The 18,357-nt window shown below is 58.4% G+C and carries 16 protein-coding genes and 1 other RNA gene; 7 read left to right on the top strand and 10 right to left on the bottom strand.

All coding sequences use genetic code 11. From position 1 onward, the window contains the following. Positions 1 to 158: 158 nt before the first annotated feature. From ssrA to ACNYC6_RS09710, 7 genes are all read right to left on the bottom strand, one after another. Positions 159 to 555: a transfer-messenger RNA gene (gene ssrA / locus ACNYC6_RS09740) on the bottom strand. A gap of 96 nt (positions 556 to 651) precedes the next feature. Beyond that, positions 652 to 927: a hypothetical protein gene (locus ACNYC6_RS09735; RefSeq protein WP_419712112.1), complete on the bottom strand. Its 276-nt coding sequence runs from the start codon at positions 925 to 927 to the stop codon at positions 652 to 654. 193 nt (positions 928 to 1,120) lie between these two features. Then, positions 1,121 to 3,931, bottom strand: coding sequence for an FAD-binding and (Fe-S)-binding domain-containing protein (locus ACNYC6_RS09730; RefSeq protein WP_419712111.1), 2,811 nt, complete (start codon positions 3,929 to 3,931; stop codon positions 1,121 to 1,123). Beyond that, the gene (locus tag ACNYC6_RS09725) at positions 3,928 to 4,599 is read right to left on the bottom strand and encodes a LutC/YkgG family protein (protein ID WP_419712110.1); all 672 of its coding nucleotides are present in this window, start codon (positions 4,597 to 4,599) and stop codon (positions 3,928 to 3,930) included. The genes ACNYC6_RS09730 and ACNYC6_RS09725 overlap by 4 nt, the downstream gene beginning before the upstream one ends. After that, complete coding sequence (locus ACNYC6_RS09720) at positions 4,599 to 6,053, bottom strand: LutB/LldF family L-lactate oxidation iron-sulfur protein (RefSeq protein ID WP_419712109.1); 1,455 nt, start codon at positions 6,051 to 6,053, stop codon at positions 4,599 to 4,601. The genes ACNYC6_RS09725 and ACNYC6_RS09720 overlap by 1 nt, the downstream gene beginning before the upstream one ends. Beyond that, positions 6,050 to 6,874: a (Fe-S)-binding protein gene (locus tag ACNYC6_RS09715; RefSeq protein ID WP_419712108.1), complete on the bottom strand. Its 825-nt coding sequence runs from the start codon at positions 6,872 to 6,874 to the stop codon at positions 6,050 to 6,052. The genes ACNYC6_RS09720 and ACNYC6_RS09715 overlap by 4 nt, the downstream gene beginning before the upstream one ends. A gap of 151 nt (positions 6,875 to 7,025) precedes the next feature. Further along, positions 7,026 to 8,720, bottom strand: a complete 1,695-nt coding sequence (locus ACNYC6_RS09710) for a lactate permease LctP family transporter (protein ID WP_419712107.1) — start codon at positions 8,718 to 8,720, stop codon at positions 7,026 to 7,028. A gap of 263 nt (positions 8,721 to 8,983) precedes the next feature. Here ACNYC6_RS09710 and ACNYC6_RS09705 point away from each other — a divergent pair, with 263 nt between their 5' ends. After that, positions 8,984 to 9,751, top strand: coding sequence for a GntR family transcriptional regulator (locus tag ACNYC6_RS09705; protein WP_419712106.1), 768 nt, complete (start codon positions 8,984 to 8,986; stop codon positions 9,749 to 9,751). A gap of 119 nt (positions 9,752 to 9,870) precedes the next feature. Here ACNYC6_RS09705 and smpB read toward each other — a convergent pair whose 3' ends face one another. Beyond that, positions 9,871 to 10,353: an SsrA-binding protein SmpB gene (gene smpB, locus ACNYC6_RS09700; protein WP_007933497.1), complete on the bottom strand. Its 483-nt coding sequence runs from the start codon at positions 10,351 to 10,353 to the stop codon at positions 9,871 to 9,873. Between the two features lie 117 nt (positions 10,354 to 10,470). Between smpB and ACNYC6_RS09695 the strand changes: the two genes are divergently transcribed. Genes ACNYC6_RS09695 through ACNYC6_RS09685 form a run of 3 tightly spaced genes read left to right on the top strand, consistent with a single transcriptional unit; the run spans position 10,471 to position 12,623 of the window. Further along, positions 10,471 to 11,874 (top strand): sodium-dependent transporter, encoded by a 1,404-nt coding sequence (locus ACNYC6_RS09695; protein WP_419712105.1) that lies wholly within the window; start codon positions 10,471 to 10,473, stop codon positions 11,872 to 11,874. A 7-nt stretch (positions 11,875 to 11,881) separates the two neighbouring features. Next, positions 11,882 to 12,316, top strand: a complete 435-nt coding sequence (locus ACNYC6_RS09690; RefSeq protein ID WP_338584629.1) for a type II toxin-antitoxin system RatA family toxin — start codon at positions 11,882 to 11,884, stop codon at positions 12,314 to 12,316. Then, entirely contained in the window at positions 12,309 to 12,623 is a 315-nt protein-coding gene (locus ACNYC6_RS09685) for an RnfH family protein (protein WP_419712104.1), read from the top strand. The genes ACNYC6_RS09690 and ACNYC6_RS09685 overlap by 8 nt, the downstream gene beginning before the upstream one ends. A 61-nt stretch (positions 12,624 to 12,684) precedes the next feature. Here the strand turns inward: ACNYC6_RS09685 and ACNYC6_RS09680 are convergent, their stop codons facing one another. Continuing rightward, positions 12,685 to 13,212 carry an outer membrane protein assembly factor BamE gene (locus ACNYC6_RS09680; RefSeq protein WP_419712103.1) on the bottom strand — a complete coding sequence of 176 codons (528 nt, stop codon included), beginning with the start codon at positions 13,210 to 13,212 and terminating at the stop codon, positions 12,685 to 12,687. A gap of 97 nt (positions 13,213 to 13,309) precedes the next feature. On the opposite strand from ACNYC6_RS09680, the gene fur reads away from it, so the two are divergent. Then, positions 13,310 to 13,714 carry a ferric iron uptake transcriptional regulator gene (gene fur / locus ACNYC6_RS09675; RefSeq protein ID WP_003197684.1) on the top strand — a complete coding sequence of 135 codons (405 nt, stop codon included), beginning with the start codon at positions 13,310 to 13,312 and terminating at the stop codon, positions 13,712 to 13,714. Positions 13,715 to 13,787: 73 nt separating this feature from the next. Here the strand turns inward: fur and recN are convergent, their stop codons facing one another. After that, entirely contained in the window at positions 13,788 to 15,461 is a 1,674-nt protein-coding gene (gene recN, locus ACNYC6_RS09670; protein WP_419712102.1) for a DNA repair protein RecN, read from the bottom strand. Positions 15,462 to 15,700: 239 nt separating this feature from the next. Here recN and grpE point away from each other — a divergent pair, with 239 nt between their 5' ends. Both grpE and dnaK read left to right on the top strand, forming a co-directional pair. After that, positions 15,701 to 16,267 (top strand): nucleotide exchange factor GrpE, encoded by a 567-nt coding sequence (gene grpE, locus ACNYC6_RS09665; protein ID WP_419712101.1) that lies wholly within the window; start codon positions 15,701 to 15,703, stop codon positions 16,265 to 16,267. A 102-nt stretch (positions 16,268 to 16,369) separates the two neighbouring features. Next, positions 16,370 to 18,286: a molecular chaperone DnaK gene (gene dnaK / locus ACNYC6_RS09660; protein WP_150703929.1), complete on the top strand. Its 1,917-nt coding sequence runs from the start codon at positions 16,370 to 16,372 to the stop codon at positions 18,284 to 18,286. The last annotated feature ends 71 nt before the right edge of the window (positions 18,287 to 18,357 follow it).

The following is an 18,357-nucleotide window of genomic DNA, read 5'->3' as shown; positions in this document are numbered from 1 at the left end:
TTCCAAAGACTAGCACCGGATGAGCTGGAATACCGCCTGGAATACCCGAATGGCTGGAACTCAAAAACTCCCAAAAGACGGCAAAAGCGCTGGAAGCCGCGTATTTGCTGGGTCGTAGGCACAAAAAAAGACGTCCGTGGACGTCTTTTTTGATCATTTGGTGGAGCCGGGGGGATTTGAACCCCCGTCCGCCAGTACTCCGCTGTCGGTACTACATGCGTAGCCGTGTCTATTAAGTTAACCCTCAGCGACCCGACGGGCAGGGTGCTTTGGGCGAGTTGTGTAAGTTTTAGCCGATTCGTCCACAACGTACTGCACGGCGATTCTGTTCTATATGACAATCACTTTGGGTTTACAGACATCCCCTGGTGATTGCTGGACCCGAAGGTACCAGAAGCTCAGGGCTAAGGCTGCTTACGCAGCGAGAGCGAATTCCTGGCCGTAGTTTTCGTCATTGGCAACTATAAGTAGTTGCAACAGTGGATTTACGAGTTCTGTTACCAACTCGGCATGCACCTAAAGTTTCGCAACCGGCGTCGAATCCTAAACGGCCCCGAACTCATTGCTCGTGAATCACGATGAGCAACAAGCCTGTGTAGTCTACGTCAATGTGCCCCGGAAGGCCAACCCGAAGGTTGGCCCTGTCTGGTATCAGTTCCGGGTAGGGTTGCGAATCTGCATTTTAGTGATGATGCCAGAGGAAATTTCCACGCAGTCCTTGTCGTTACCAGCGGCCTGAGCTTCTTTCGCTTTTGTCAGGGCAGCTTTGACGGAGTCCATTGTGCCTTCCGGGAGGGACGGCGCGCTGTCCACGAAATCGCTTATTTGTTGAATGTTCCCGGCACACAGATCTTTATCCGCCGCAAACACCGGCGACGCCAACATTGCAGCAGCGATGAACAATCCAGCAATTGCAGTGTGCTTCATGGTTATCTCCTTGCGCATGAGGGCTCGGTGCTGCCGGTGAAGCGGGCCGCTGGCCGAGGTGGTTATAAGCCCTTTCACAGGGCCTAGCTAAATGACTATAGCCGCGCGCAGGAATTCGGTTTTTTTTTGCGGGTGGAGGATGGCGATGCACAGTAAAAAGGGGCAAAAAATACCCCTTTTCAATCCAGCGTCCTTAAATCGGGCGTGCTTGCGTCACACGATCCACCAGATAAACCAGCCCGTGATAATCGATTCCGCCATGCTGGCTCAGGCCGATTTCGCAGGTGCGGCTGGTGGAAATGCCTTCGCTGCAATACTGCACCGCGTCCTTCAACGTGCGCAGTGAATGCGCATTCAATTCGGGCGTGGTGAAGCCTTTGTCGCCGGCAAATCCGCAGCAATGAATGCCTTCGGGGATGACCACGTTTTTGCTGCACTTGCGCGCCAGATCGATCAGCGCCTGGCTTTCCCCAAGGTGTTGGGTGCTGCACGTGACATGCACCGCAATCGGCGTGTCCTGCGGCGTGAAGTCCAGTCGATCCATCAAATGCGTGCGGATGAAACGCACCGGATCGTAGAGGTCCAGGCGCACATCGCCCAGGTCCTGAGTCAAACGCAGAGTACAAGGGCTGGTGTCGCAATAGATCGGATCGAGACCACCACGGCTGGCATGGAGCAGGGCACCGATCAGCTCCTGGCGTTTGTGTTCGGCTTGTTCGGCATAGCCTTTGGACGCGAATGGCTGGCCGCAGCAGAGGTTGTCCAGGTTGTCCGGGAAGACCACCTGATAACCGGCCTTTTCCAGCAGGCCACGGGTTTTGTCGTACAGCGACATTTGCTCCTTGTCGCCGGCCGCCGGGCCCATGGCGCGTGAAACACACGCGGCCAGATACACCACGCGCGGACGCTCATCCGTCACCGTCGGGCTGAAGCGAATGGCTTTTTCCGGTTGCGGCATGGCGTTGGTCCATTGGGGGACCTGACCTTTGGACAAACGTGTCAGCGTTGCCGATAACTTCGCCAATCTTGGTGCGCCCAGCAGCATCCGCGCACCATTGGCCACGTGCAGGGAGAAACGCGCGCCTTGCAGCGCCGTGGCGAAATTGCCTTCAAGCCAATTGGCGGTTTTCGTATGAGTGGCGTGCTGGCCGCGAAGCTTTTTCACCAGTTCGCCGGTATTGATTCCCACGGGGCAGCGTTGCGCACAAAGGCCAGTGGCAGCGCAGGTGTCGATGCCCTGGTATTCATACGCGGCTTCAAGTTCGCGGGTGTCGACCCCGGCGCGTTTTTTCGCCTGGATGTCACGCCAGATCACGATGCGCTGACGCGGGCTCAGGGTCAGGCCTTTCGACGGGCAGACCGGCTCGCAGAAGCCGCATTCGATGCACTTATCCACAATCTCGTCGGCGGCCGGCAACGGCTTGAGATGCTTGAGATGGATCTGCGGGTCGTCGCACAGCACGACGTCCGGGTTGAGAATGCCGTTGGGGTCGAGCAGGCGTTTGAGCTGCCACATCAACTGGTAGGCATCGCTGCCCCATTCCAGCTCGACGAACGGCGCCATGTTGCGTCCGGTGCCGTGTTCAGCCTTGAGCGAGCCACCGAATTCCACCGCGACCAACTGCGCGACATCGTCCATGAACGCCTGGTAGCGTGCGACTTCTTCCGGGTTGTTGAAGCCTTGGGTGAAGACGAAGTGCAGATTGCCTTCCAGAGCGTGTCCGAAAAGGATCGCTTCGTCGTAGTGATGTTTGTCGAACAGCTCGATCAGCCGGTTCACGCCGATGGCCAGTTGTTCCACCGGGAAAGTCACGTCCTCGATGATCACCGTGGTCCCGGTTTTGCGCACGGCGCCGACAGCGGGGAAGGTGTCCTTGCGGATCGCCCAGAGTCGGGCGTTTTCCAGCGGGTCTTCAGTGAAGTCGACTTGCTTCTCCACCGGGAAAGACGCCAGCGACGCCATGATCTGCGCCAGTTGTTCCTGCAGTAGTGTGGAGGATGCGGCGCGGGATTCGATCAGCAGGGCGCAGGCATTGTTCGACAGTTGCTGTACGAAAGCGGGCATGCCAGGTTTGCTTTGCACCGAGCGCAGGCTGCGCCGGTCCAGCAGTTCCACCGCCGACACCGGTTGGCTTTTCAGTACGGTGACCGCGTTGCAGCAGGTTTCCACATCCGGGAACACGATCAGCGCCGAGGCTTTGTTCGGGTGATCGATCACTGTGTCGTAAGTCACCGCGCTGATGAAGCCGAGCGTGCCTTCGGAACCTACCAGCAAGTGGCTCAAGATATCCACAGGCTCGTCGTAATCCACCAGGGCGTTGAGTGACAGGCCGGTGGTATTTTTCAGACGGTATTTGTGGCGAATTTTCGCAGCCAGTTCGGCATTTGCGCGGGTCTCCCGGCCCAGCGTTGCGAGGCGCTCCAATAGCCCACCGTGGCTTTGCCGAAACGCCGCGACACTGGCGGCATCTTCGGTATCGAGACGACTGCCATCGGCCAGCACCAATCGAATGCCGGCCAGGGTGTGATAGGTATTTTGCGCCGTGCCGCAGCACATGCCGCTGGCATTGTTGGCGACGATACCGCCGATTTTGCAGGCGTTGATCGACGCCGGGTCCGGGCCGATCTTGCGCCCGAACGGCGCCAGCCATGCGTTGGCCTGTGCGCCGATCACGCCGGGTTGCAGGCGAATTTGCGTGCCTTGGCCACGGATCTCGCGCCCGTTCCAGTTATCCCCAAGGACGATCAGCACTGAATCGCTGATGGCTTGTCCGGACAGGCTGGTGCCGGCGGCGCGGAAGGTCACCGGCACTTGATCGCGCTGGGCCAGTTTCAGCAGTGCAACTACTTCCTCTTCGGACTCGACACGGATCACCAGTTGCGGAATCAAGCGATAGAAACTGGCGTCGGTGCCGAAAGCCAGGGTCGACAACGGGTCGTCGAAGCGACGCTCCCGGGGAATCAGTTGCTGCGCGTCACGCAGGAAAGCGGCCGGTAGACTCATTGGTCCTCCAGGATCAACACCACCAGATCTTTCGGACCGTGGGCGCCGTAGGCCAGCACCTGTTCGATGTCAGCGGTTTTCGATGGGCCGGAGACTAGCAGCGCATTGGTCGGCATGCCTTGGGCCCACTCGAACTCCTGCTGCACCTGATAGAAGTTGTCGCGGATTTCACTGGCCTTGAGCAAGGCGAAATGCACCGGTGGCGCGAGGCTCATCAGCCGCGGTTCTTCCCGTGTCGGCCAGAGAATCAGGCTGCCGGTGGCAGCGATTGCACCGAGGGTCGTGGTCAGGCTCGCCGGAGTGTCGTTGAACAGTTCGGCTTTCCATTCTTCCACTGGGCGATCGTAGGCCTTGAGTGTTGGCAAGCCAGGATTTTTCTCCCAGTGTTGTGCGACACGTTGTCCGTGAGGTGTGGTCGGCGCGATCAACAGGCTCGGCAACTGACGATCCTGCAGCAGCTGCGCGAGCAATTCTGGCCAGGCCTCACCTGACGTCAGGTGGATTTCCGTGTGCACGGCTTCCATCAGTTTGCGCAGTTGCGGGATGCGTTGTTCGGCAGCGTAGGTGTAAGGCTGCGTCACCAGATCGACATCGAAGTTGTCAGCCACCGGCGTGGTGCCTGTCAGACTTTTGCGCAATTTGGCGAGGATGTTTTGCTTGGCGCTCATCAATGATCTCCCTGTTTGGCCAGATGCTCGCGAGCCATGTCATGCAATGAGCGGGCAGCGGGTTTCGGGGCGCTGTGGTTTTGCGTCCACGGGCCGACATTGCTGGGTGTAAGGGCACGCAGGCGAGTAGCGGCCAGACCGAACAGGCGATACAGCGTGGGTGAGCTATTAAGTTTCGCCCAGGCGTTCCAGATGAAACGCTCTTTGCGCGAGTACTTGCTGCCTTGGCCGCGCATCACTTGATGGGTGCTGTCCGGTGCCTTGACGTTCTCTTCGCGCAAACGACGCAGCAACGAAGGGATCGGGATTTTTACCGGGCAGACTTCACCGCAGGCGCCGCACAACGAAGAGGCGCTCGGGTGGTCGGGGACTTTCGCCAGGCCAACCATGTGTGGGGTGATGATTTTTCCGATAGGGCCGGGGTAAACCTCGCCGTAGGCATGGCCGCCGATTCGGGTATAGACCGGGCAATGGTTCATACAGGCGCCGCACCGGATGCAGTTCAGGGTCTGGCGCAATTCGCTGTCGGCAAAGGCCTGGCTGCGACCGTTGTCGAGCAGCACCAGATGCACTTCCTGTGGGCCGTCGAGCTCATGTTCCTTGCGTGGGCCGGAGATCATGTTGACGTAGGTGGTGATCGGGATGCCCAGCGCCGAGCGGGTCAGCAGCGACAGCAGCGGCACCACGTCGCGCAGGTTTTCCACGACTTTTTCGATACCGGTGACGGCGATATGCACCGGCGGCACTGTGGTGGTCATACGACCGTTGCCTTCGTTTTCCACCAGCAGCAAGGTACCGGTTTCGGCCACGGCGAAGTTGACACCGGAGACGCCGATGTCCGCTTCGAAGAATTTCTGCCGCAGGACCCTGCGACCGATCTGAATAAGTTGGTCTACGTCCTTGGTGTATTCCACGCCAAGTTTTTCGTGGAACAAGGACGCGACCTGACCGGCGTTCTTGTGGATCGCCGGCATGATTATGTGTGAAGGCTTCTCGTGGTCGAGCTGGACGATGTACTCGCCCATGTCCGATTCCAGGCATTCAATGCCCTGTTCAGCGAGGACATGGTTCATCTCCATCTCTTCGCTGACCATCGATTTGCCCTTGATCACTTGCCGCCCCTCGTGAGCGCGGATGATCGAGAGGACGATGCCATTGGCCTCGTCCACCGTTTCCGCCCAGTGCACTGTCACACCGTTGCGGGTCAGGTTCTGTTCTAGTTGCTCGAGCAATTCGGGCAACTTGGATAACGCACGGGCGCGGACAGCATTGCCCAGCGCGCGTAAATGTTCTCTTTCGTGGGCATCGCTGAAAGCGGCCGCACGTTTGGTCATCAGCGAATCCATCGCCTTGCGGAAGTTGCCTCGCAATTGCGCATCCCCCAAGGCCTCGTGAGCCCGGGTGCGGAAATCCTCTTCTACGGTAACCGTAGGAATAATCTCGGCGGCGCTCATCGGGCACCCCCGGTACGTTGCCAGAGGAAACTCGCCAGATGCTGGCCGCGCAACGCTTCCTGCTGCTTTTCCAGCGAGCCGTTGATGTTCATCAGGCAACCGCAGTCGGCACTGAGTACCTTGTGCGCGCCGGATTCCTTCAACGAGCGGGTCTTGTCAGCCACCATCGCGCCGGAAATATCTGGCATACGGACGCTGAAAGTCCCACCGAAGCCACAGCATTCGCTTTCATGGCTGTGGTCGACACGCTCCACATTGCTCAGTTGCGCCAACAACTCGCGGCCGTGCAGGTGGGTGTTCATTTCACGGCGTGCCGAACACGATGTGTGCAGCGCGACTTTTACCGGCTCGCCACTGTCATTGAGCTGCACCTTGCAGACAAACAACAGGAACTCGGCCAGTTCGTAGGTTCTGGCGGCCAGGGCCTGAACCTGTTTCAGCGTGTCCGGCTCGTCCTTGAACAAGTCGGCATAGTGTTCACGCAACATGCCCGCGCAGGAACCGGATGGCACCACCACCGGATAATCTCCGGCGAACAGCGCCAGTTGCGAGCGCGCCACGGTCCGTGCCTGCTCGGTGTAACCCGAGGTGTAGGCCGGTTGACCGCAGCAGCTTTGCCCTTGCGGGTACTCGACACGGATGCCTTCGCGCTCCAGCAAGTGAATCGCGTCCATTCCGGCTTGCGGGTAGAACAAATCCACTACGCAAGTCCCGAACAGGTACACCCGTTGCGGTTTCTCGCTGGGGTATTGCCGAGGCTCGGGCAGTGGCGGGGCGACGCGGGTCGCATTCGGCACGGCGTTGTAAAAAAGCTCGCTCATCAGGCGTGTCTCCGGGTGGGCCCGGTTATCCGTCCGCTGAGGCTGCTGAATATAGAGAGAGATTCTTTCAGCAGCCTTGCAGACCGGGTTGTGAATAGCTGACGCCGGAATCGTGGTCCGGCGTCGGTTTTTTCCATGTCGCGTGTCGTACTTAGTGCACCAGCATGCCGGTGAACCAGTAGGCTTGAGCCAGGGTGATCAAACCGACAATCGTGGCGAAGAACAGGCTGTGCTTGAGGGTGAAGCGGAACAGATCCGATTCCTTGCCCACCAGGCCAGTCGCGGCGCAGGCCACGGCGATCGATTGTGGCGAGATCATTTTGCCGGTCACTCCGCCACTGGTGTTCGCCGCGACCAGCAGAGTGTCGTTGACGCCGATCTGGTGTGCGGTGGTCGCTTGCAGCGAACTGAACAGCGCGTTGGACGAGGTGTCGGAACCGGTCAGGAACACGCCCAGCCAACCGAGGAACGGCGAGAAGAACGGGAACGCTGCGCCAGTGCCGGCCAACACCAGGGCCATGGTCGACGACATGCCCGAGTAGTTGGTGACGAAGGCAAAAGCCAGCACCATGCCGATGGACAGGATCGGCCAGCGCAGTTCGTAAAAGGTCTCTTTCAAAGTGGTCAGACCAGTTTTGAGATTGATCTTCAACACCAGCATCGAGATCAGCGCGGAGAAGAAAATCGCCGTCCCTGTCGCGGAAATAGGATCGAGCTTGAACACTGCTGGAATGGCGGTCGGGTTGGCCACGATCGGCGCGACCTTGATCACCATTTGATCGAGATGCGGGATGGCAAAGTTGAACACGAAGCTGTACATCGAACCGCCGGCGGCGAACATCGCCTTGAACGGTTTCAAAGTCCAGATGGTGACCAGCACGGTCAGGATCAGGAACGGCGACCAGGCCTTGAAGATCTCTCCCAGGCTGTAAGGCGAGGCAACGGTGCTGCGCTTCTGGCCGAAACCACCGGCGCTGGCGGTGACCACGGAGGCCGAAACGGCACCGGCGATGTGTTGGCCTGCAGCGCGTTTTGGCTGCCAGACTTTCAGGAACAGGGTCAGGGAAATCAGGCTGGCCAGGGCCGAGGTGATGTCCGGCAGTTCCGGGCCGATGAAGTTGGACGTGAAGTACTGGGTTACGGCGAAGCTCAAACCCGCGACCAATGCTGCCGGCCAGGTTTCTCGGACGCCGCGCAGGCCATCCATCATGAATACCAGCCAGAACGGCACGAACAGCGACAACAGCGGCAGTTGGCGGCCCGTCATGGCGCCGATCTTGAATGCGTCGATGCCGGTCACTTGGCCGGCGACGATGATCGGAATCCCCAGCGCGCCGAAGGCTACCGGAGCGGTGTTGGCGATCAGGCACAGACCTGCGGCATACAACGGGTTGAAGCCCAGGCCTACCAACAGCGCGGCGGTAATTGCCACCGGCGCACCGAAGCCGGCCGCACCTTCAAGGAAGGCGCCAAAGCAGAAGCCGATCAGCAACACTTGCAGGCGCTGGTCGTCGGTGATCGACAGCACCGAGCTGCGGATCACTTCGAACTGGCCGCTTTTGACCGTCAGTTTGTAGAGGAACACGGCCGCCACGATGATCCAGGCAATCGGCCATAAGCCGTAGGCGAAGCCATACCCGGCGGCGGCGAACGCCATGTCGACGGGCATCTGGAAGGCAAAGATCGCCACCAGGATCGACAGGGCCAGCGTGATGCTGCCGGCAACGTGTCCTTTGAGACGGAACACGGCCAGGGCCAGGAAGAAAAACACGATGGGAATGACGGCTGCGAGCGCGGATAAACCGAGGCTGCCGAGCGGGCTGTAGAGCTGTTGCCAGGTTTGCATATGGGGTGGCCCCTAATTGTTGTTGGTCAGGCACTGTTCAGCGTTCTTGGGTAATTGGTAATACCAATTTACAATCGCTGTTGGCTAGGGTAAAAGCCTTGTAGGCGGTGTGTCAATTTGCCGCCCTAAAACTTTTGTCTGAGGTGTGGCCCGACCGGGCACCTGCTGTGCTTGGGTAATTGCTTTCTGGCAGGTGCTGTCGCAGCGCGAATCGGCCAGAATAGAGCCCCGGCGAGCCGTCGGGATCGTGGAGAAATCGAGTTATGGGGTTTGATCAGATTCGTCAGCGCCGTTTGTCTGACGATATTGTCGAGCAGTTGGAGGGCATGATCCTCGAAGGCACGCTGAAGGCGGGTGAGCGCTTGCCGGCCGAGCGCGCGTTAGCCGAGCAATTCGGTGTATCGCGTCCTTCGCTGCGCGAAGCCATTCAAAAGCTGACGGCCAAGGGCTTGCTGGTCAGTCGTCAGGGCGGCGGCAATTATGTGGTGGAATCCCTGGGCACGACCTTCAGTGACCCATTGCTGCAACTGCTGGAAAGTAATCCTGAAGCGCAACGAGACCTGCTGGAGTTTCGCCATACTCTGGAAGCGTCCTGTGCTTATTACGCGGCGTTACGCGCTACGGATGTCGATCGCGAGCGACTGACTGCGGCATTCAATGAATTGCAGGACTGCTATTCGCGGCACGATGAAGTCAGTCGGGCGGAAGAGGGCGCGGCGGATGCCAAGTTTCACCTGGCGATTGCCGAGGCCAGTCACAACGCGGTTTTGCTGCACACCATTCGTGGCTTGTTCGATCTGCTCAAGCGCAACGTGGTGACCAATATCGGCGGCATGTACAAGCAGCGCACCGAAACCCGCGACATGCTGATCACGCAGCATCGGGAGTTGTACCTGGCGATTATCGAAGGCAGGGCGGAACACGCGCGGGAGGTTTCCAGTCGCCACATTCTGTACGTACAGGAAGTGCTGGAAGAGGTGCGCCAGGAAGTGCAGCGCATGGCACGGGCGGAGCGGCGCAAGGGGATGTGATCGTTGAACGCAAAAAAAGATCGCAGCCTGCGGCAGCTCCTACAGGGAACACATTCCAAGGTAGGAGCAGCCGCAGACTGCGATCTTTTCGCTAGCGCCGCAAAACTCAGGCCGAAAGATTAATCTTCCTTGCCTTTGTTGCGCACCGCACGCTGCAACTCGCGACCGGCGTCACGTTCGCGTTCGGTATCACGCTTGTCGTATTCCTTCTTGCCCTTGCCCAGAGCGATCTCGCACTTGACCATGTGCTTGCTCCAGTACCAGGACAGGCAGACGCAGGCGTAGCCCTTCTGCTGCACGGCAGCGGCGAGCTTTTCCAGCTCGCGCCGGTTGAGCAGGAGTTTACGGGTGCGGACCGGGTCAGCGATGACGTGGGTACTGGCAGTCGTCAACGGCGTGATATGGCTGCCGAGCAGCCAGGCTTCGCCATCCTTGAGCAGTACGTAACTGTCAACCAGCTGTAGCTTGCTTGCCCGCAGACTTTTTACTTCCCAGCCGGCCAGGACCAGACCAGCCTCGAACTTATGCTCGATGAAGTAATCGTGTCGCGCCTTTTTATTTTGCGCGATGGTCCCTGTTGGGTGTTTCTTCTGTTTAGCCATAGGGGCGGCATTATAGGGAGTTGCACGCGAGTCGGCTACGGTGTTGCTGCGTGCTTGAGCAGGTTGATTGAATCCCGGACAATGCGCGCTCTTTATTAACGCTTGGTCGTAATATCAATGTCGACAGACAAGGTTTCTGTCCACGGCAGTTGGGCTAGCCGCTGGGTTTTCATACTCGCCGCGACCGGTTCGGCCGTGGGGCTGGGCAGCATCTGGAAATTCCCGTACATGGTCGGTGTCTACGGCGGCGGCGCCTTCGTGCTGATGTTCCTGGCCTGTATCGCGCTGATCGGCATTCCGGTGATGCTGGCGGAAACCCTGATCGGCCGGCGTGCACGGCAGAGTCCGGCCAACGCCTTGAAGGTGTTGGCGCTGGAGGTGGGGCATTCGGCCAAGTGGTCCTGGGGCGCCTTCGCCGGGATGATCACGGCGTTACTGATCCTGTCTTTCTACAGTGTGGTTGGCGGTTGGTCGCTCGATTACATCATCGACATGGGGCGTGGCGATTTCCAGGGGGTGACACCGGATCAGGTGGGCGCCTATTTTGGCGGCGTCATTGCCGACCCGTGGCGCCTGACACTTTGGCACACGATTTTCATGCTGCTGTCGGCGATCGTCATCGCCAAGGGCGTGGTTGCCGGGCTTGAACGCAGCTTGCGGATCATGATGCCGCTGCTGTTCGTGATGATCCTTGTGCTGTTGGGCTACAGCATGACCACCGGGCATTTCATGGAGGGAGTGCATTTCATGTTCGACTTCCAGCCGGAAAAAGTCCTCGACGGCTTGTTACCAGCCATGGGGCACGCGTTCTTTTCCCTGAGCGTCGGCGTCGGTTCGATCATGATCTACGGCGCCTACATGCCGAAGAATTCGTCGATTTCCGGGACCGTGGTTGGCGTGGCACTGCTCGATACCTTTGTTTCTCTGGTGGCCGGCCTGGCGTTGTTTCCGATTGTGTTTGCCGCAGGGTTGAACCCGAGTGAGGGGCCTGGCCTGATGTTTGTCAGCCTGCCGTTTGCCTTCGGTAACGTAGCGTTCGGCCAGGTGATGGGCGTAGTGTTCTTCGTGCTGGTGGCCATTGCGGCCTGGAGCTCGGCGATCTCGCTGCTTGAGCCGATGGTGGCGTACCTGGTCGAGCGGAGCAAAATCAGCCGCGCCTGGGTGACCTTCTGGCTTGCATTCAGCTGTTGGTTTGTCGGCCTGGGTACAGTTTTTTCTTTCAATGTCTGGAAGGAAGCCAAGTTTTTCGTGAACGAAGGCGGTTTGTTCCACCTCTATCAATGGGGTGCTGCGGGCGGACTGGACTTTTTTGGCGTGATCGATTTCTTCACCTCGCGGATCATGTTGCCACTCGGCGGTTTGTGTTTCGTGGTGTTTGCGGGCTGGGTGATGGGGCGGGAAGCGGTGCGCGACGAGTTGTCGATCCGTAATCCTGCGTTGTTCGCCTTGTCTTTGTTTTTGATGCGCTATGTGGCGCCCATCGGCATTCTCGTAGTATTTGCCGCCCAGCTGTGGAAGTGACGCTGACATGACGACACACATTTCACGTTCGGCCTTGCTGCCGTACCCGGCACAAGCCCTGTATGACCTGGTCAACGACGTGGCGCGGTACCCGGAGTTCCTGCCCTGGTGCTCAACAGCTGAAGTCCTTGAAAGCTCCCCTGAGCACATGCGCGCCAGCGTCGGTGTGGCCAAGGGAGGGCTCAGCCAGCATTTCGTGACGCGTAATACGTTGGTTTCCGGTCAGTCGATCGAAATGAACCTGGAAGAGGGGCCGTTCACTCAGTTGCACGGAGTCTGGGTATTCAAGCCGTTGGGCGAAAAGGCCTGCAAGATCAGTCTGGACCTGTCGTTTGATTACGCTGGCCCCATTATTCGAGCGACGCTCGGACCTTTGTTCAATCAGGCGGCCAATACGCTGGTGGATGCGTTCTGCCAGCGGGCCAAGCAAATACATGGTTGAGGCGGTGGTCGAGATCGAGGTGGCGTACGCTGCCGTGGATCGTCAGGTGCTTTTGTCGGTGACCGTGCCGGCAGGAACGTGCGTTCGGGCAGCGATGCTCAAATCCGGTATTGGCCAGGCGTTTCCGGAGCTGGATTTGGCTGTTTGCCCCGTGGGAATTTTCGGCAAAATGATCGTCGATGCGGGCAGTCGCCCGGTTCAGACGGGGGATCGCATCGAGATTTACCGGCCGTTGCTGGCGGACCCGAAGGAAGTTCGTCGGTTGCGTGCGGCCAAGGCGGCCGAGGCTAAAGCCCGAAATCAGTGAGACGATAAACGCCAGGCAATAAAAAAACCCGGACATGCCGGGTTTTTTATTGCGTCGCAAATTATTGCGGCGTGGTGTCCAGTGGTTCTGGAGTCGGGACCGGGACAGTCTCTACGCCGTCCACTTCCTTCTGGATCTGATCGAGCAGCGAGCCTGGCTTGACCGGTTTTTCCGGTTTCGGCTTCTCGACGTTCTCTGCTGGGGCGGCCACTGTCGTGTCACTGTCCTTGCCGAGAATGGCTTCGTCGCGGCTCACGCCTGGCATGAAATCACCAGAAAGGCTGACAAGCTGGTCATTTGGGTTGAAGATAACGCTAATGCGTTCCTGTTGGCGTTCACCGCCACCCGGTTGCAGGCTGTACAGATAATCCCAGCGATCGGCATGGAACGTGTCGGTCAGCAGAGGGTTACCCATGATAAACCGTACTTGCTTGCGGGTCATTCCCGGGCGTAACTGGTCTATCATGTCCTGCGTGACGACATTGCCCTGCTGGATGTCGATTTTGTAAACCCCGGGGAATGAACAACCGGCGAGTGCGAGCAGTCCCACAAAGGTGAAACTGGTTAGCAAGAGCTTGGTGTTTTGCATCGGTGGGCGACTTCCACTATCTTGGCTGGGACAACGTAAACGCCGATCATACCCGCATTAAGAGAAGCTGCGAAGCAGCATCGCGAGAAAGCTGACCATGGTTGAAAATAGCGAACTACGCAAAGCCGGCCTCAAAGTGACCCTGCCACGGGTCAAAATTCTGCAAATGCTCGATTCCGCCGAGCAACGCCACATGAGTGCTGAAGATGTTTATAAGGCACTGATGGAGGCTGGCGAGGACGTCGGTCTGGCCACGGTCTACCGTGTACTGACCCAGTTCGAGGCAGCTGGCCTTGTGGTGCGGCACAACTTCGACGGGGGCCATGCGGTCTTCGAGCTGGACGACGGCAAGCATCACGACCATATGGTCAACGTCGAAACCAGCGAAGTGATCGAATTCTTCGACGAAGAAATCGAGCGCCTGCAGAAAGCAATCGTCGACAAGTATGGCTTCGAGATGGTTGATCACAATCTGGTGCTGTACGTACGCAAGAAAAAGTAAGCATGTCGCGCGAACCTGGTTCGCGAAACGAACGAAGGCGACCTCAGGGTCGCCTTCGTGCTTTCTGCTCGTCTTAAACTTTTGCGGTAACCACCATTTTTTTGGCGTGGGCCAAAGATTCCTTGGTGAGATCGATGCCGCCCAGCATTCGAGCCACCTCTTCGACACGATCGTTCTTGCTCAATTTGGAGACAGCGGTGCGAGTGGCGTCCTCGCCTCGTACCTTGTGCACAAATAGATGCTGATGTCCCTGTGCGGCTACTTGCGGCAAGTGGGTCACGGTCAGAACCTGTCCGCGTTCGCCAAGTCGGCGTAGCAACTGCCCGACGATCTCGGCGGTCGGGCCGCCAATGCCCACGTCAACTTCGTCGAACACCAGCGTCGGCACGCGAGATGTTTGTGCGGTGATTACCTGGATGGCCAGGCTGATCCGCGACAGTTCACCGCCCGATGCGACTTTCGCCAGGGCTTTTAAAGGCTGCCCCGGGTTGGCGCTGACGAGCAATTCAACCTGTTCAAGTCCGTTAGGCAGCAATTCATCGCCACTGTTGGGGCGCAGCTCAATGGTGAAACGGCCGCCGGGCATGCCCAGTCGCTGGATTTCCTGCTCCACGGCGCTGGCCAGGCTGCTGGATGCCTGGTGGCGCAAGTCGCTCAACTCCCGGGCTTTTTCCTGGTAGTGACGGGCATAGGAAGACAGCTCGTCGCTCAGTCGCTCGATGGATTCGTCATTGGCATTCAGGGTTTCGATTTCATCCAGCAGGCGCTGTTGCATCTCCGCGACTTCGGTCGGTTGAATGCGATGTTTGCGCGCCATGGTGTAAATCGCGTCGAGACGTTCTTCCAGGTATTGAAGCCGACCCGGGTCGGCATCGAAGTTGTCCAGGAAGCGGTTGAGCTCGCCCACGGCTTCTTCAACCTGAATCTGTGCGCTGGTCAGCAGGCTGCTGGCTTCGCCCAATGCGCCAATCGAGTTGTTCACGCTCGACAGGCGGTTGAGGCTGACGGTGAGGGCATTCAGTACATTGCCGGAATCACTTTCGCTGCATTGCTCGACCACTTGCCGGCAGATCCCCAGCAAGGTTTCGGCATTGGTCAGATTCTTGTGTTCCTGTTCCAGTTGCTCCAGTTCATTGTCGCCAAGGCCGAGGTTTTCCAGCTCTTCAAGTTGATAGCTGAGCAATTGGTGGCGGGCGCGCTGTTCATCGCCGGAGTTGGAGAGTCGCTCCAGCTCCTGGCGAGTCTGGCGCCAACGCTGGGCGGCAAGCTGTACCTGTCGGGCGAGATCGGTCGCGCCGGCGTACTCGTCGAGCAGACGGCGATGGGTGTCGGTCTTGAGCAGGGATTGGTGTTCGTGCTGGCTGTGGATGTCGATCAGCAGCTCACCCAGTGCCTTGAGGTCGCCCAAAGGGCAGGGCGTGCCGTTGATGTAGCCGCGCGAGCGACCTTCAGCGGTGATCACTCGGCGCAGGATGCACGGGCCATCGTTCTCGAGATCGCGCTCGGCCAGCCAGGTGCTGGCTTCCGGAATATCGGTCAGGTCGAAAGTTGCCAGGATATCGGCCTTGTCTGCGCCGGGACGGACCACGCCGCTGTCGGCGCGATCGCCGAGTGTCAGGCCCAGGGCGTCGAGCATGATCGACTTGCCGGCGCCGGTTTCCCCCGTGATCACGCTCATTCCGCGATCGAGTTCGAGATCGAGATGTTCAACGATGGCGTAGTTGTGTACGGACAGGTGCACCAGCATAAAGGCCGCTCCCAGGCTTTAGGTCTGGTTATTTATACAGTGTTTTGTTTCTGGCTGACAATGCCCTCGCTTAGCTCGTTTCGCTTGATCCGACGAAATCCTTAGCGCGCCTTGGAATGACAATACTGAGCTTTTTGTAGGGTTAATCACTTCCACCCCTTGAAGCCGGATTTTGCGGCCCCATATAGCTGGGCAGAAGCGCGAGTCGAGCTCGCGGACGATATTGAAAGGAGAATTCTATGGCTGACGAACAGACAGTGGATACGCAAAATCTAGACGCCGATCAGGCTCCCCAGTCCTCGGGTGATGACCTGGCGGCTCGTGTTCAAGTGCTCGAAGAGCAACTGGCAGGCGCGCAGGATCAGGCATTGCGTGTAGCCGCCGATCTGCAGAACGTCCGTCGTCGTGCAGAGCAGGATGTAGAAAAAGCGCACAAATTCGCGCTGGAAAAATTCGCCGGCGATCTGCTGCCGATTATCGACAGCCTGGAGCGCGGCCTGGAGTTGTCCAATCCGGATGACGAAAGCATCCGTCCAATGCGCGAAGGCATCGAGCTGACCCTGAAAATGTTCCAGGACACCCTGAAGCGTTATCAGCTGGAAGCGATTGATCCGCATGGCGAACCGTTCAACGCCGTTCTTCATCAGGCAATGGCCATGCAGGAAAGCGCTGACGTCGAGCCGAACAGCGTACTCAAGGTGTTCCAGAAGGGCTATCAGCTCAATGGTCGCCTGTTGCGCCCGGCAATGGTTGTGGTCAGCAAGGTGCCTGCGCCGGTTTCGCCTTCGATTGATGAGCAGGCTTGAAATCCGCCGCAAGGCCCCCATTTATAAGTCAAGCGTTTAAGTGCTACCGCAGTTAGCCACCACTGCTGCGGCAACCAAATCCAAAGTTTCGGGAGAGTGAACATGGGCAAAATTATCGGTATCGACCTGGGGACTACCAACTCCTGCGTCTCCGTACTTGAAAACGGCGTAGCCAAAGTTATCGAAAACGCCGAAGGCGCGCGTACCACGCCGTCGATCATCGCTTACGCCAACGATGGCGAAATCCTGGTTGGTCAGTCCGCCAAGCGTCAAGCAGTGACCAATCCGCACAACACCCTGTACGCGGTAAAGCGTCTGATCGGTCGTCGCTTCGAAGAAGAAGTTGTACAGAAAGACATCCAGATGGTGCCTTACAAGATCGCCAAGGCTGACAACGGCGACGCCTGGGTTGAAGTGAACGGCCAGAAAATGGCGCCGCCACAAATCTCGGCTGAAATTCTGAAGAAAATGAAGAAGACCGCCGAAGACTACCTCGGCGAGCCTGTGACCGAAGCGGTGATCACCGTTCCGGCCTACTTCAACGACAGCCAGCGTCAGGCGACCAAAGACGCCGGCCGCATCGCGGGCCTGGACGTAAAACGTATCATCAACGAACCAACCGCAGCCGCTCTGGCTTACGGTATGGACAAGGCCAAGGGCGATCACACCGTGATCGTTTACGACCTGGGTGGCGGTACTTTCGACGTTTCCGTGATCGAAATCGCTGAAGTCGATGGCGAGCACCAGTTCGAAGTATTGGCCACCAACGGCGATACTTTCCTGGGCGGTGAAGACTTTGACATTCGTCTGATCGATTACCTCGTCGACGAGTTCAAGAAAGAAAGCGGCATGAACCTCAAAGGTGATCCGCTGGCGATGCAGCGCCTGAAAGAAGCCGCTGAGAAGGCCAAGATCGAGCTGTCTTCCGCTCAGTCGACCGACGTGAACCTGCCGTACATCACTGCAGATGCCACCGGTCCTAAGCACCTGAACGTGAAGATCTCTCGCGCCAAGCTGGAAGCGCTGGTTGAAGACCTGGTTCAACGTACCATCGAGCCTTGCCGCATTGCGCTGAAAGACTCCGGTATCGACGTTGGCGCGATCAACGACGTGATCCTGGTCGGCGGTCAGACCCGTATGCCACTGGTTCAGAAGCTGGTCACCGAGTTCTTCGGTAAAGAAGCACGTAAAGACGTGAACCCGGACGAAGCGGTTGCCATGGGTGCTGCCATCCAGGGCGCGGTATTGGCCGGTGACGTGAAAGACGTTCTGCTGCTGGACGTAAGCCCACTGACCCTGGGTATCGAAACCATGGGCGGCGTGATGACTGCGCTGATCGAGAAAAACACCACGATTCCTACCAAGAAATCGCAAGTGTTCTCGACTGCCGACGACAACCAGGGCGCCGTGACCATTCACGTGCTGCAAGGTGAGCGTAAGCAGGCTGCACAGAACAAGTCCCTGGGCAAGTTCGACCTGGCCGAGATTCCACCAGCACCGCGTGGCGTGCCACAAATCGAAGTGACCTTCGACATCGACGCCAACGGCATCCTGCACGTAGGCGCGAAAGACAAGGCTACTGGCAAGACTCAGTCGATCGTGATCAAGGCCAACTCCGGTCTGTCCGACGAAGAAATCGAGCGCATGGTGCGTGATGCCGAGGCCAACGCCGAGGAAGACCGCAAGTTCGAAGAGCTGGCCGCTGCCCGTAACCAGGGTGATGCACTGGTTCACTCGACGCGCAAAATGGTCGCTGATGCTGGCGATAAAGTGAGCGCTGAAGAGAAGACTGCAATCGAAGCTGCCGTAGTAGCCCTGGAAACCGCTGTTAAAGGCGACGACAAGGCCGCTATCGAAGCCAAGGTTGAGGAGTTGTCCAAGGTCTCCGCGCCAGTGGCTCAAAAAATGTACGCCGAACAGGCTCAGCCAGCTGAAGGCGCAGCACCGCAAGGTGAATCCGCCGAGAAGGCTGACGACGTTGTCGATGCTGAGTTCGAAGAAGTAAAAGACCACAAGTAAGTTGTTGGTCGCCCGGTTGACTGCCTTCAGGCGGTGACTGGTAGGATGTCGCCGCGCGGGAGCTTGCTCCC

It is taken from the genome of Pseudomonas sp. NFX224, from assembly GCF_048565165.1.
GTDB lineage: Bacteria > Pseudomonadota > Gammaproteobacteria > Pseudomonadales > Pseudomonadaceae > Aquipseudomonas.
This window is presented reverse-complemented; position numbering and strand designations above follow the sequence as displayed.